Source organism: Ruegeria sp. CF5, assembly GCF_056537325.1.
Genome location: NZ_JBQFRI010000015.1, coordinates 38,238 through 50,814 on the forward strand (window position 1 = coordinate 38,238; position 12,577 = coordinate 50,814).

Genomic DNA, 12,577 nt, shown 5'->3' on the forward strand with positions numbered 1-12,577 from the left:
CTCTTTTCAGTCGTTGTCGGAAAGCCCGGCACCAGCGCCGAGCAGACGGGATTCTTCCGTTGCCGGGGCGTAGGTGCGGTGCGCAAAGCGGTTAAGGATGTTCCATGCCGCCGGATCGGGCATCGCGCGGGTCTTTTGCGCGCGCGGGTTGGTCAAGGTGTCACCCAGTGCAACCTCGATTACGCTTGCGTGGGCGGGGCACTCGTTTTTCAGTACCAGTTGCGTCCCGTCGGTCGCAGCGAAGAAATCGCCCGCTATGACAGTAACAATTGCGGATTGGCGACGTGCGGCTTGGGCCGCAAATGGCAGCAAGACAGCAGGCGTGGCCAAATTTCTGATCCGGTTCGGTCCGGATTGCAGCAAATGCGAGCAATCCGACAGCAATGCCCCGGTCATCAGCGGACATAAGTCCATGCCCCCGGCCCAGTCGGATTCCATATGTTTAGGGACGTGTTCATCCAAATTACTGGCAAACCCGCGCTCCAAAACGCGTGCCAATTCGGCCGCCCCGTCAAGACCCTGTGCACAGAGCCAGCGCGTCGCCTTCGCAGCCTCTTCCGCCACACCCCAGTCATAGCCTGCACCGCGCGTTGCACGTTTGGCAGTGGCTTCGACTTCATTAAGGGAAAAGCTCATTGCGCAAGCTCCGGATAGACCCACAGATCGGCATTGTCCGGGCCCAGCTCTTCGGGATATGGCGCGCCTGCGTACATACAGATGCGAACCCAGCGGTCTGAACGCGGATCGAAATGGGTGGCGCCGAAAAACGAAAGTTTGGCGCGCAGCATGTCGATGGGCATAACCTCTGCGCCAATCGTGTTGTCCCGGATTTCACCATACGGAGCGACGCGGCTCATCTGCGCACGGCGCACCGTGTGGCGATGTTCCGGGTGGCGCAGCAGGAATTCTGCGACCGGGGCTTCGCCCGACCATTTGTCCAGAGCGTCAAACGCACGCGCCGCGTCGCGCGCCGGAGCAAGAGGTTGTTCATAGTCCGCGATTGGTTCGTCGAACCGTTCCCCCAGTCGGGGTTCAAGCTTTTCTTCGGAAACATACCAGGCGCGCGCGCAATGTTCGGCCGCGTTCCAATCCAGGTCCAGCGCCCAGCCAAAGCTCGTGCGGATCAGCTCGCGCACCTGGTTGACCGGCATTGCACCGTCGATTGCAAAGGCCGCGCTGTTGCCATCCGCCATGCAACTGCTCAACCCGTCCACCAACTCGCCATATGGTTCAAGGATCAGAGAGGCCAGCAACTCTTGCCCTTCTTCGCTAAGGGCGGTCTGAGACCATTGGATCAGGTGTTCCCAGGGCTGGATTCTTGTCAGATCTGTCTGATCGAGATGCGCGGCTATCGTGTCCAGATCAGCATTCAGGGCGACAAGTTTTTCGATCTGGATCGGGTGCTCAGACAGCCACCACGAGATCGACAATTTGCTGCGCTCGAATACCTCGCGGAACATGGCCACTTCGGTGTCCGTTGCAGTCTCAACAGACCGAACGCGCGCGATGGCCTCTTCACGTGCCATGATCCAATTGTTGAACAGGATCGGATGATTGACGATGAAGGGCGCCATGCCCAGCCCGGTCGAGTTGCCGATCCCCAGCCAGCGGGCGATATTCGGGTCAAGCTGCGCGGTCTGCGCACCGCCCTTTGCCTTTGCCATGTGCTGCACCAGATCACGTACGAATATCCGGGTCAGATAGACCGAGAGCATCTCGGCCTGAAACGGGCCGCTGACCTCGGGGCGGTCGGCGATTTTTTCACGGTCCGCCGCGCCGAACTTGCCCGACCCGTAAACCGCTGTAGTACGCATCAGATACCCAACCTTGTAGATCTGCGCGAGATCCGGCTGCTGACCCGCAGCCAGCCGGTCTACCACATGGGCCCACAACCGAACCGAGCGGTTGGCACGCGACAGCGACAACTCGCTTTCGCTGACCCGACCAGCCTCTTGCAGCGGTACATTCTGCGACAGACGTTGAATATCGTCCTTGGTGGGAACACCGTCGAACAAGGCGAAGGTGGCATCCCAGGCCTCGGCTATCACGCGATCCGAACGTTGCTCGGGCGGCAGGTCATGGGCGAAGGCGACCAGTGAATAGGTGCGATCGGGTCCTTGCGCGGAATATACCGCGTGGCCCACACCGTTGGCGTCAATATCAAAAACGGGCCGGGAAAAGACCCATTTCTCAGCCGCCATGCGGCGGGTGAGCTGGCGCATGAAGCTGAGCCGACATTGATGCAAAGACCCAAGACGCGAAAGGCGCATCACCCGGGCAGGCTCACGACGTTCAACATTTTGGGGCGTGGTGGTCATGGCTGTTGCGATCCAAAGTTTTCGGCGAAGAAACGATACCAGTTGCCGCCCATGATGCCCGCCACCTCTTCGGCGTTCATGCCAACCGCGCGAAGCCCGTCTTTGATGTTGCCAAAGTCGCGATTGTCGCGGAACCAGTGCGGCATCGGAGGGAAGCCAGGCGCCGAGGCCGAGCCCTCGCCATAGTCAATCTCTTTCGTCCAGCGCCCAACCCGCATCCATTCGACCACGCTGTCGGATTGATCCTGACACAGGTCCGTACCAATCCCCAGATGCTTTACCCCATATTTGTCGGCCGTACGGGCGATCATCTCGCAGAAGCTTTCCAGCGTGCAGTCAGATTTGCCCTTCAGGTGATGCGGATAGACCGAAAAGCCGAACATCCCGCCGTTTTGTGTCACTGCGCGGATCACATCCTCGCGCTTGTTGCGCAGCGCGGGAGACCATTCGTGCGGGTTGGCGTGCGTGATGGCGATAGGACGTTCGGAAATATCAGCCGCCTCGATGGTCGAGCGGTCTGCCGAATGGCTCATATCGACCACAAGTCCGACGCGGTTCATTTCCTTGATGACCTGCTTGCCCATGCGGGTGATGCCGGTGTCTTCGGCCTCGTAACAGCCGGTCGCCAGTAGGGACTGGTTGTTGTACGTCAGCTGCATGAACCGCGCACCCAGATCGTGCAGGATTTCGACCAGACCGATATCGTCTTCTATCGGAGACGGGTTCTGGAACCCGAAGAATACAGCCGTCCGGCCCGTTTCCTTTGCTAAATCAATGTCGCTGGCCCACCGGCCTTTCATGATCAGGTCCGGATATTGCTCGAACCAGCGATTCCATTTCTCAAAGTTCAGAACGGTTTCGCGGAAATTTTCATGATAGGCGATGGTGACGTGGATCGCGTCCACGCCCCCTTCGCGAAGTTGGCGGAAGATCTTTTCCGACCAGTTGGCATATTGCAGGCCATCGATCAGCATCAGACAGGGCCTGCGCTGATATAGGCGGTTTTGACCGTGGTGTAGAATTCGGCAGCAGCCTTGCCCTGCTCACGTGGGCCATAGGAACTGTCACCACGACCACCGAAGGGCACGTGATAGTCGGTGCCTGCAGTCGGCAGATTGACGGTCACAACACCGGTGCGCGCGTTGCGGCGGAAATGGGTGGCGCGGGCCAGCGACTTGGTCACAATGCCCGAGGTCAGACCAAAGTTGGTGTCATTGACCATGCTCAGCGCCTCGTCATAGCTGCCGACCTTGATGACGCTGGTCAGGGGCGCAAACATTTCCTCGCGGTTGATGCGCATATCGTTGGTGGTGTTCAGGAACACGCCGGGAGACATGTAGAACCCGTCATGAGGCATCTCAAGCCGCTGGCCGCCACAGGCAAGCTCTGCACCTTCGGATTTGCCCTGATCGACATAGGCGAGGTTCTCAGACAGTTGCTGCAGGCTGACGACGGGTCCCATCTGGGTGCCGTTTTCCAACGCATGACCCACTTTCATCGCCTGCGCACCCGCGACCAGCTTCTCGACAAAGGCATCATGGATACCCTCATGCACCACAAGGCGCGACGAGGCCGTGCATTTCTGGCCTGTACCGCCAAAGGCTCCACCCAGTGCCAAAGTCACTGCCAGATCCAGATCGGCGTCATCCATGACGGCTAGAGCATTCTTGGAGCCCATTTCCATCTGGACCTTAGTCAGGTTCTGAATGGCGGCAGCAGCAATACCCTTGCCCACTGGTACGGAGCCAGTGAAGGAAATCGCGTTGACCTTGGGGCTTTCGACCAGTCGCTGCCCGATTGAACGACCCGAGCCCATCACAAGGCTGAACAGGCCCTTGGGAATATCCTGACGTTCGATGATTTCAGTCAGCGCCACAGCAGAGGCAGGCGTGACGTTAGCAGGCTTCCACACAACCGCGTTGCCATAACACAGCGCTGGCGCAATCTTCCACGAGGCGGTTGCAGTAGGGAAGTTCCATGGGCTGATGATCGCGACAACGCCAACCGCCTCACGCCGCACGTCGATCTCGATGTCAGGGCGCACGGAATCAGCGTTCTCACCGATTTGGCGCAAGCATTCAGCGGCATAATAAGTAAAGAACTGACCGGCGCGGAAAACCTCGCCCTTGCCTTCCGCCAGCGGTTTGCCCTCTTCGCGGCTGAGCAATGTGCCCAGTTCCTCGGCGCGCGCCATCAACTCATTGCCGATATTCATAAGCACGGCTTGTTTACGCTCCAGCCCATAGGACGCCCATACGGCCTGTGCGATGCGGGCCTGATCCAGCGTTGCGTCCAGCTGATCGGCACTGGCTTGGGCAAACATGCCCACCAGATCGCTCAAATCCGACGGGTTGCGGTTTTCAATCTCGCTTTCGCCAGCCAGCCACTCGCCTGCAATCAAGTTCAATTTGGTCACTTTGGATTCCACCAACAGAAATTCGGATTACAGAAGGATGGATTTTTTTGACCGCATCAGTCAAATTCAAATAAATTGACCGAACTTCAGGATAATTGAAATATGGCGATCAAGATCGAAATGCTGCGCTGCTTCTGCATTGTCGCGCAAACCGGAAACCTTGCCGAAGCGGCAGAACGGCTTGGCCGCACACAATCCGCTGTTTCAATGTCACTGAAGCAGTTGGAACAGCACATCGGTAAGCCGCTGTTCGAAGGTGAGCGCAAGAACCGGCTAACGGTGCTGGGAGAGGAAGTGTTTAAATTGGCACTGAAACAGGTGCGCCAGTTCGAACACACCATAAACAGCATCGGAGAAGCCGCAAAGACCGAGCACGGCCTGGTTCGAATTGTATCGGTCCCGTCAGTCGGGGCGCTGATCATTCCAGCCGTTCTTGACATCTTGGCAGCCCGGTATCCCAAACTGAAAGTCGAGATACGCGATACCGACACGCAACGCGTTCTGGATGCGCTTGCGGAAGGAGAGGCCGATATCGGAATCGCGTCCGGTCACCACCCGATCAACGGGGTCGAAGCGATCCCCCTGTTTGAGGATCGGTTCGGACTAGTATGTGCGGCGGATCATCCTCTGATCACGCAAACGGCCCCTCCGACAATCGAGGACGTGGTTGCCGCGCCGTTCGTGCGGAACGCTTTGAGTGACAATATCCAAACCCCAGCCTTCGTGAGCGCAATGGAGGGCGCGGCGATAACTCTGCACAACACATACTCGTTGATTGCTTTGGTCAAAACTGGAAAATGGGTCACGATACTGCCCCAAACCGTTTCACGGTTTATGCCGGAAACCATAGCGTTTCGTTCCGTTTCCGACCTGCCGGACAAAAGGCAGGTCTATCTGTATGTCCACAACAGAACACGATTTCGGGAACAGACCGATGCGTGCAAGTCGTTCATTTTGGAATGTATTGATGATTGGCGAACGGAGTAACTTTTTTTGGGGATTCTGTCGCAATCTCCAAAGTCTGATGGTTTGAAATGAAGCCCTCGTGTCAGGGTCAGGATTCATGACCGGTAGTAGACAATGGTCATCCCTAAATTTTCGGCAATATCTGTGAATTTTCCCAAGCGTAGCGAGGTACTCTGGCAACGTGAACATCAGCTTCTCTATCTGGGCGTGGAACACGTTTTGACGTCATTACACATCAAATCCACAGATCGTACGGTTGATATTTCTGCCCTTTGATCTCTCTTATTCAAAAAATTATTCATATCTAACAGACAGGATCCACAAACCCGCACCCTCTGGTACTTTCTGCGCAAGCAGCGTAAAAAGGATGCTGCGCAACATTTTGGAGCCCCGCGTCGATGAAAGAACATCGTGGACGTCTGACCAAGGACGGTATCCGCATCTATGAACAGGGTGACTTTGCCGGGATGCACGCGGCAGGGGCCTTGGCAGCGCGGATACTCGACGACATTGCGGAACATGTCTTTCCCGGCCAGAGCACGGCCGAGATCGACCGTATCATCACGCAGATGGTCGAGGATGCAGGCGCGAAATCGGCAACGATTGGCTACAAGGGCTATCAGCACGCCAGCTGCATCTCGGTCAACCATGTGGTTTGTCACGGAATTCCGGGCGACAAAAGGCTCAAGGACGGCGATATCCTGAACGTCGACGTGACCGTGATCGTCGATGGCTGGTTTGGTGATACATCCCGGATGTATGTGGCAGGCAAGCTGCCGCGCAAGGCTGAGCGGTTGATTCAGGTGACTCATGACGCGTTGTTCAAGGGCATCGAGATGGTCAAGCCGGGCAACACCTTCGGCGATATCGGCCACGCCATTCAGTCTTACGTCGAATCACATCGGATGAGCGTTGTGCGCGATTTCTGCGGGCATGGCCTGGGACGTGTATTCCACGCGCCGCCGAATGTGCTGCACTATGGCCGTCCGGGTACGGGTGCCAAGCTGGAAGAGGGCATGTTCTTTACCATCGAACCGATGGTGAACCTTGGCCGCCCCGAAACCAAGACACTGGCCGATGACTGGACCGCCGTGACCCGCGACAAGTCGTTGTCGGCGCAGTTCGAACATTCGGTGGGCGTCACCGCAGATGGGGTCGAGATTTTTACCCTGTCGCCCGGCGGCAAGTTTCACCCGACCTATTCATCCTGATCGCTGCTCTGTTCCCGCAGGAGCTTTAGAAGCATCGTATCCCTGCCCCATGGCGTCACCGCGTCATGAATGAAAACGGGCGCGCGGAGCGGCGTTGGCTCGGGGCCCGTTTTGATGTCGGCATCCTGATTGAGTGCCCACATCCGGGGCGTCCATGTCTGATCCATGGGCGCTAATCTAGCACGTTCGGATCAAAGTCCCAAAAGCGCAGGAACCTCGGCCATGTCGTGAAAGACCTCGGCCCCCAATGCGCCGAGCTTTGCGCCATCATCGTGTTCGGCGTAACCGAGGCAACGCATCCCCGCCGCCATTGCGGCCCGAACGCCGCTGGCACTGTCTTCGATGACAACCGATGACGCGGCCCCGAATTGCTGCGCAGCTGTCAGGAACAGGGTTGGGTCAGGCTTGCCGACGCCCAGAACATGGGCCGAGAACATCCGGTTCTGGAACCGGTCCCAAAGATTGTTTTGCCCCAGTGTGATCTGCATATTGTCCGGACTGCCGTTCGAGGCGACGCAATACGGAATGCCGTGATCGTCCAGATGTGCCAGCACCTCGGGGATACCTTTGATCAGGGGCACGCCATCGCGCAGGCGGGCGTAGGTTTCATCATAAACCTCTTCGATCCAGTTTCCCGGAAGATCAGCCCCCATGGCCCGCGCCGTGTCCTGCACCCTGGTCATTGTCGAGCCCACGAACAATGACATGCACTCTGCCAGTGACAGGTTCAGACCATAGCGGGCAAGGCTTTCGGTCATGACCTGATTTGAAAGAACCTCGCTATCAACCAGAACGCCGTCGCAGTCGAAGATTACCAGATCGTGCATTTACGCCTCCTGTCCGCCATACGTGGTTTGGCAGAAGGCCCGACGGCTTGCAATGTTGCGGTCGGCGCAATGGCGCTTGGATCGTTTCAGTCTGAAACATCCCGCCACATCAATGAGATATGCGTGTCGCCGTACTTCCGGCTGTCGTGCAGATCGAATCCTTCGGGCGCTGACATGGGGGCGTTTTCCTCCCAGACCACAAGGGCGCTTGCCGCCACCCATCCCCCGGTGACCGCAGCGGTCAGCGCCTTTTGGCCCAGCCCTTTGCCATAGGGTGGATCCAGAAAGATGAGATCGCAGGGCGCGCCGGGATTGGCGCCAAGGCGGGTTGCATCACGCCGGATCAGGTCGGTTTGGGTAGCGCTGCGGGTCAGGTCGATATTCTTGCGGATCAGGCCCTGCGCAGCGCGCCCGTCATCAACGAAGGTCACATGAGTTGCTCCGCGCGACAGTGCCTCAAGCCCTAGTGCACCGGTCCCGGCGAACAGGTCCAGCACGCGCAGCCCTTCAAAGTCGATCTGATGGGTCAGAACATTGAACAGGCTTTCGCGCACCCTGTCCGTGGTGGGACGCAGGTGTGCACCTGCATCCCCCTTGCCGACCGAGGTCAGAGCGCGGCCCCGGAATGCTCCGGCGATGATCCTCACGCCTTGAGCAGCGGCTTCAGATCGGCAGCAGGATCGGCCACCACCGCAGGATCGGCGGTTTTGCCCAGTTCGATCAAACGCTTGCCCACCATGTAGGCACGCGGATCGTTCATCGCATCAACCGCAATCAGCTGGTCGCCCTTGTAGTACCAGAAGGAAACCGTCTGCCCTTCGCCCTCGCGGGTCACGACGCGGTCATAGCCGGTGTTCAGGCCCGCGATCTGCAGTTTGACGTCGTATTGATCCGACCAGAACCATGGCTTCGCAGTGTAATCCTTGTCCGCGCCCAGAATGTTCTGGGCCACGATCTCGGCCTGATCGATGGCGTTGGGCACGCTTTCCAGACGAATACGCTCGCCCCGGTGCGGGAATGAGGCGCAATCGCCCGCGGCCCAGATCGACGGGTCCGAGGTGCGGCCCTGTGCGTCGGTCCTGATGCCGTTGTCCAATTCAAGCCCTGCCATCTCGGCCAGTTGCGTCGATGGTGCAATGCCCACACCGACAACGACAAAATCCACGTCCAGTTCAGTTCCGTCGCTGAGGATCGCGCCCGTCACCTTGCCGTTCTCGCCGACAAGCCGGTCCAGGCCCACGCCCTCGCGGATATCAGCGCCATAGCCGGTGTGCAGTTCGCGGAAGTAATCGCTGGTTTCAGGCGCCGCGACACGTTGCAGAATGCGGTCGGCCATTTCCACCAGCGTCACCTTGACCCCGCGCTTGGCGCAGACCGCCGCAGCCTCGAGCCCGATATAGCCGCCGCCGACGATCAGCGCCTTCGCGCCCTCGGTCACCCACGGACCCATGCTGTCCACATGGGCCAGATCACGCACCACGTGTACGCCTTCGAGGTCACCGCCGATTGCAGCGGGCAGGCGACGCGGGTCGGATCCGGTGGTCAGGGCCAAATGGTCATAGGACACGACTTCGTCCCCGATCGAAACAGTTTTGGCCTGCGGGTCGATTGCGCTTACACGCTCGCCCAGACGCAGGGTTATGTTCTGCTCGTCATAAAAGCTTTCGGGACGCAGAAAGAGGCGTTCAAGCTCCATCTCGCCCAGCAGATAAGCCTTGGACAGCGGCGGGCGCTGATAGGGCGGATGCGGCTCGGCCCCGATCAGAGTGATATCCCCGTCAAATCCGTCTTTGCGCAGCCTTGCAACCAGAGACGCCCCCGCCTGCCCTGCACCGATCACGACAATATGGCTCATAATCCTCCTGCCCAGTCGAAAAACCGTGGTCACATCCACCCCGACACCTATATGCCGGAGAGGACTGACTCGCAAATCCAACATTGAGGGAGAGGAAAATGATTTCAGCCGGAGACACATTGCCTGATGCAACGCTGACACAGATTGGCGCGGAAGGACCGGAACAGGTGCAGATGTCGGCCAAGACCGCTGGTCGCAAGGTGGTAATTTTTGCCGTACCCGGTGCATTCACACCAACCTGCCATTCGGCGCATGTTCCCAGCTTTATCCGCACAAAGGCGCAATTCGACGCAAAGGGCGTGGACGAGATCATCTGCGTTTCGGTCAACGACCCCTTCGTGATGAACGCCTGGGGCGAAGCCACGGGTGCGGCCGCGGCGGGCCTGACCATGCTGGCCGACGCCGGGTCCGAGTTTACCAAGGCGATCGGCATGGATTTCGATGCCCCGCCCGCCGGTCTGATCGCAAGGTCGAAACGCTATGCCATGCTGGTTGAGGACGGGAAAATCGTGGCGCTGAACCTGGAAGAAAACCCCGGCGCCTGTGAAATTTCGGCGGGTGAAGGTTTGCTGGACAAAATGTGACAGCGCTGGCCCCGGCATTAACCGGGGCCATATCCTGCCGGTTTAATTCAGATTTAATATGAACCACTTGCTGCAATCCCCATATACAGGAATAATCACTGTGCAATCAGGGGAGAATGCTGATGAAATTGAGGATTTTAGGAGTGGCGCTGATCGCTGCGGGTGCGCTGTCCGCCTGTGGCCCCGCGCCGACGCCGCAGGCTCAGGCCGCAAGGCAGCATGAAATCGCCTGCCTCAGTGGCAGTCTGGGCGGCGCATTGATTGGTGGTGCCATCGGGAACCAGTTTGGTGGCGGGTCCGGTCAGGCAATTCTGACCGCCGCGGGTGCCGGTGCCGGTGCCGTGTCCGGCCAGCGTTACGCGTGTTAAAGGAGGCAGCGAAATGAAATTCGGTTTGGTTTTTGCGGCTGTTTCAGCCATGACCGCATCCGTCGCGCTGGCGGATGTAGCGGAACTCAATCAGGCGCATCTGGACGCCATCGACAAGAACAATGACGGCTTTCTGTCCAAGGAAGAGTTCGACGCCTTTTCCGACTATGCCTTTCAAGCCATGGACGAGGACAAGAACGGCACGCTTGTAGCCGACGAAACGCGTCCTCATTTCGCCATCGATCATTTCAGCAAGATGGATAAGAACGGCGACAATCAGGTCACGCGGGATGAATTCGGCGCGCAGATGGCCGACGATTTTTCGGCGGCAGATCAGGACGGCAACGGACAGCTGGACTAAAGCGTTTCGGGTTTTACCTGAAGCATTCTGCGACACGAATGCCCTTAGAACGCCGTAGGCGTAGCAGGGTATTCGTGTCTCAAGTTAAAGCCTAAACGTTTAAACAGAACTGGGCCTGCGCCTTTGCGCTGGCTCATCTCAGGTGCACAGGCACCTGAACTACGTCAGGGCATCCATCTTGCGCGCAAGCTTGGCATCCAGTGCCGACAGCCCGCCGACATCATGGGTGGACAGGGTAACCTCGACCGTGCGGTACACGTTCGACCATTCCGGGTGATGGTCCCATTTTTCCGCCCATATCGCCACACGTGTCATCCATCCGAACGCTTCGACGAAGTTTTCGAAGATGAAGGTCTTGGTGATTGCGTCGCGGCCGTCGGCCATGGTCCAGCCATTCTTGAACAGCGGGTCCAGCAGAGGTCCGCGGGTCTCGTTGGACAGTAGTTCGGTCATTGCTGTTCCTCCGGGTTCGATTTCCTGAACGGGCCGTATTCCGTCAGGATTTCGATCTCTTCTCCCACTGCGCGGGCCTCGGCATCCAGATACTTGGCGACCGCATCAGAAAACCCCGGATTTCCGATCCAGTGAAGACTGTGCGTCGGCGTCGGCAGATAACCGCGCGCCAGTTTGTGTTCACCCTGCGCGCCGGCTTCTACCCGGGCGAGGCCATGGGCAATGGCAAAATCGATTGCCCTATAATAGCACAGTTCGAAATGAAGACAGGGGTGATGTTCGACACAGCCCCAATAACGGCCAAAAAGCGTCTGACGACCGATGAAGTTCAGCGCCCCCGCGATCGGATATCCGTTGCGTTCGGCCAGAACCAAAGCCATGTCATCGGCCATGGTTTCCTGTGCGATATCAAAGAATTGGCGCGTCAGATAAGGAGAGCCCCACTTGCGCGATCCGGTATCCTGATAAAAGCGCCAGAACGCATCCCAATGCTCGGGCCGCAGGTCGTTACCGGTCAGCGTGCGGATATTGCCGCCAAATTCACGGGCCTGCGCTCGTTCCTTGCGTATGTTCTTTCGCTTGCGCGAAGACAGAGCGGCAAGAAACCCGTCAAAATCAGCGTATTCGTCGTTCAGCCAGTGAAATTGCTGCGTGGTTCTGAGCAGCAGCCCCATCTGCTCACCGGCTTCGGCCTCGGATTGTGTGCAGAAGGTGGCGTGCAGCGACGATACCTCGTTATCTGCGGCCAGTTGCACCGCGCCCTGCACCAGCGCCGACATCCCGATCCCCTCATATCCGGGGCGCACCAGAAACCGCCGTCCGGTTGCGGGGGTGAAGGGGACCGCGATCTGGAGCTTCGGATAATACCGACCCCCTGCGCCTTCATAGGCATGCGCCCAGTTGTGATCGAAGATATATTCGCCCTGACTATGCGACTTGGCATACATCGGCGCGGCGCCGATCAGCATCCCGTCCAAATAAGCGGTCAGATATTGCGGCTGCCAGCCGGTTCCCGGCCCGACCGATCCACTGTCTTCCAGCGCCGACAGGAACCGGTGCGTCGTGAACGGGTCCAGCGGACGACCGCCCTGTTCCGCCTCGGGGCAGGCGCAACTGTCCCATTCCGCCTCTGCAATCTGCGAGAGCGAACCCAGAACGCGAACTTCGATTTGTGCCTGATCCATCTGCCCTCCGCACCCGACCACTATCTGTGACAGT

The 12,577-nt window shown here is 58.4% G+C and carries 15 protein-coding genes; 5 read left to right on the plus strand and 10 right to left on the minus strand.

The window, feature by feature from the left end; all coding sequences use genetic code 11:
- Positions 1–6: 6 nt before the first annotated feature.
- Genes ACR0NW_RS22415 through ACR0NW_RS22430 form a run of 4 tightly spaced genes read right to left on the minus strand, consistent with a single transcriptional unit; the run spans position 7 to position 4,734 of the window.
- Positions 7–636 (minus strand): DUF3726 domain-containing protein, encoded by a 630-nt coding sequence (locus ACR0NW_RS22415; protein ID WP_480452927.1) that lies wholly within the window; start codon positions 634–636, stop codon positions 7–9.
- On the minus strand, positions 633–2,318 hold the full coding sequence (locus ACR0NW_RS22420) for a hypothetical protein (RefSeq protein ID WP_480452926.1): 1,686 nt from the start codon (positions 2,316–2,318) through the stop codon (positions 633–635). The genes ACR0NW_RS22415 and ACR0NW_RS22420 overlap by 4 nt, the downstream gene beginning before the upstream one ends.
- On the minus strand, positions 2,315–3,292 hold the full coding sequence (locus ACR0NW_RS22425; RefSeq protein ID WP_480452924.1) for a membrane dipeptidase: 978 nt from the start codon (positions 3,290–3,292) through the stop codon (positions 2,315–2,317). Before ACR0NW_RS22425 ends, ACR0NW_RS22420 begins: the two co-directional genes overlap by 4 nt.
- Entirely contained in the window at positions 3,292–4,734 is a 1,443-nt protein-coding gene (locus ACR0NW_RS22430; RefSeq protein ID WP_480452922.1) for an aldehyde dehydrogenase family protein, read from the minus strand. The genes ACR0NW_RS22425 and ACR0NW_RS22430 overlap by 1 nt, the downstream gene beginning before the upstream one ends.
- A 102-nt stretch (positions 4,735–4,836) precedes the next feature.
- Here ACR0NW_RS22430 and ACR0NW_RS22435 point away from each other — a divergent pair, with 102 nt between their 5' ends.
- Together ACR0NW_RS22435 and map are read left to right on the plus strand one after the other, a co-directional pair.
- Complete coding sequence (locus ACR0NW_RS22435; RefSeq protein WP_480452921.1) at positions 4,837–5,721, plus strand: LysR family transcriptional regulator; 885 nt, start codon at positions 4,837–4,839, stop codon at positions 5,719–5,721.
- A gap of 377 nt (positions 5,722–6,098) precedes the next feature.
- Entirely contained in the window at positions 6,099–6,911 is an 813-nt protein-coding gene (gene map, locus ACR0NW_RS22440) for a type I methionyl aminopeptidase (RefSeq protein ID WP_480452919.1), read from the plus strand.
- Here the strand turns inward: map and ACR0NW_RS22445 are convergent.
- The 4 genes from ACR0NW_RS22445 to ACR0NW_RS22460 all read right to left on the minus strand — a co-directional run bounded on the left by ACR0NW_RS22445 (position 6,899) and on the right by ACR0NW_RS22460 (position 9,593).
- On the minus strand, positions 6,899–7,078 hold the full coding sequence (locus ACR0NW_RS22445; RefSeq protein WP_170656281.1) for a hypothetical protein: 180 nt from the start codon (positions 7,076–7,078) through the stop codon (positions 6,899–6,901). The genes map and ACR0NW_RS22445 overlap by 13 nt on opposite strands.
- Before the next feature lie 24 nt (positions 7,079–7,102).
- Entirely contained in the window at positions 7,103–7,738 is a 636-nt protein-coding gene (locus ACR0NW_RS22450) for an HAD family hydrolase (protein WP_480452917.1), read from the minus strand.
- Positions 7,739–7,824: 86 nt separating this feature from the next.
- Positions 7,825–8,385: a 16S rRNA (guanine(966)-N(2))-methyltransferase RsmD gene (rsmD, locus tag ACR0NW_RS22455; protein WP_480452915.1), complete on the minus strand. Its 561-nt coding sequence runs from the start codon at positions 8,383–8,385 to the stop codon at positions 7,825–7,827.
- On the minus strand, positions 8,382–9,593 hold the full coding sequence (locus ACR0NW_RS22460; protein WP_480452914.1) for an NAD(P)/FAD-dependent oxidoreductase: 1,212 nt from the start codon (positions 9,591–9,593) through the stop codon (positions 8,382–8,384). The genes rsmD and ACR0NW_RS22460 overlap by 4 nt, the downstream gene beginning before the upstream one ends.
- Positions 9,594–9,691: 98 nt before the next feature.
- Between ACR0NW_RS22460 and ACR0NW_RS22465 the strand changes: the two genes are divergently transcribed.
- From ACR0NW_RS22465 to ACR0NW_RS22475, 3 genes are all read left to right on the plus strand, one after another.
- The gene (locus tag ACR0NW_RS22465) at positions 9,692–10,177 is read left to right on the plus strand and encodes a redoxin family protein (protein ID WP_480452912.1); all 486 of its coding nucleotides are present in this window, start codon (positions 9,692–9,694) and stop codon (positions 10,175–10,177) included.
- A 122-nt stretch (positions 10,178–10,299) separates the two neighbouring features.
- Entirely contained in the window at positions 10,300–10,545 is a 246-nt protein-coding gene (locus ACR0NW_RS22470; RefSeq protein ID WP_170656291.1) for a hypothetical protein, read from the plus strand.
- 13 nt (positions 10,546–10,558) lie between these two features.
- Positions 10,559–10,906 carry an EF-hand domain-containing protein gene (locus ACR0NW_RS22475; RefSeq protein ID WP_480452910.1) on the plus strand — a complete coding sequence of 116 codons (348 nt, stop codon included), beginning with the start codon at positions 10,559–10,561 and terminating at the stop codon, positions 10,904–10,906.
- A 159-nt stretch (positions 10,907–11,065) separates the two neighbouring features.
- Here the strand turns inward: ACR0NW_RS22475 and ACR0NW_RS22480 are convergent, their stop codons facing one another.
- Together ACR0NW_RS22480 and ACR0NW_RS22485 are read right to left on the minus strand one after the other, a co-directional pair.
- Entirely contained in the window at positions 11,066–11,359 is a 294-nt protein-coding gene (locus ACR0NW_RS22480) for a 4a-hydroxytetrahydrobiopterin dehydratase (protein WP_170656296.1), read from the minus strand.
- Positions 11,356–12,543 carry a GNAT family N-acetyltransferase gene (locus tag ACR0NW_RS22485; RefSeq protein WP_480452908.1) on the minus strand — a complete coding sequence of 396 codons (1,188 nt, stop codon included), beginning with the start codon at positions 12,541–12,543 and terminating at the stop codon, positions 11,356–11,358. Before ACR0NW_RS22485 ends, ACR0NW_RS22480 begins: the two co-directional genes overlap by 4 nt.
- Positions 12,544–12,577: the final 34 nt, after the last annotated feature.

Coding starts and splice junctions, on each gene's coding strand:
- ACR0NW_RS22460 (WP_480452914.1), bottom strand. CDS start 9,593: ATGAGCCATATTGTCGTGATCGGTGCAGGGCAGGCGGGGGCGTCTCTG.
- ACR0NW_RS22485 (WP_480452908.1), bottom strand. CDS start 12,543: ATGGATCAGGCACAAATCGAAGTTCGCGTTCTGGGTTCGCTCTCGCAG.
- ACR0NW_RS22420 (WP_480452926.1), bottom strand. CDS start 2,318: ATGACCACCACGCCCCAAAATGTTGAACGTCGTGAGCCTGCCCGGGTG.
- ACR0NW_RS22445 (WP_170656281.1), bottom strand. CDS start 7,078: ATGGATCAGACATGGACGCCCCGGATGTGGGCACTCAATCAGGATGCC.
- ACR0NW_RS22465 (WP_480452912.1), top strand. CDS start 9,692: ATGATTTCAGCCGGAGACACATTGCCTGATGCAACGCTGACACAGATT.
- map (WP_480452919.1), top strand. CDS start 6,099: ATGAAAGAACATCGTGGACGTCTGACCAAGGACGGTATCCGCATCTAT.
- ACR0NW_RS22475 (WP_480452910.1), top strand. CDS start 10,559: ATGAAATTCGGTTTGGTTTTTGCGGCTGTTTCAGCCATGACCGCATCC.
- ACR0NW_RS22415 (WP_480452927.1), bottom strand. CDS start 636: ATGAGCTTTTCCCTTAATGAAGTCGAAGCCACTGCCAAACGTGCAACG.
- ACR0NW_RS22425 (WP_480452924.1), bottom strand. CDS start 3,292: ATGCTGATCGATGGCCTGCAATATGCCAACTGGTCGGAAAAGATCTTC.
- ACR0NW_RS22435 (WP_480452921.1), top strand. CDS start 4,837: ATGGCGATCAAGATCGAAATGCTGCGCTGCTTCTGCATTGTCGCGCAA.
- ACR0NW_RS22450 (WP_480452917.1), bottom strand. CDS start 7,738: ATGCACGATCTGGTAATCTTCGACTGCGACGGCGTTCTGGTTGATAGC.
- ACR0NW_RS22480 (WP_170656296.1), bottom strand. CDS start 11,359: ATGACCGAACTACTGTCCAACGAGACCCGCGGACCTCTGCTGGACCCG.
- ACR0NW_RS22470 (WP_170656291.1), top strand. CDS start 10,300: ATGAAATTGAGGATTTTAGGAGTGGCGCTGATCGCTGCGGGTGCGCTG.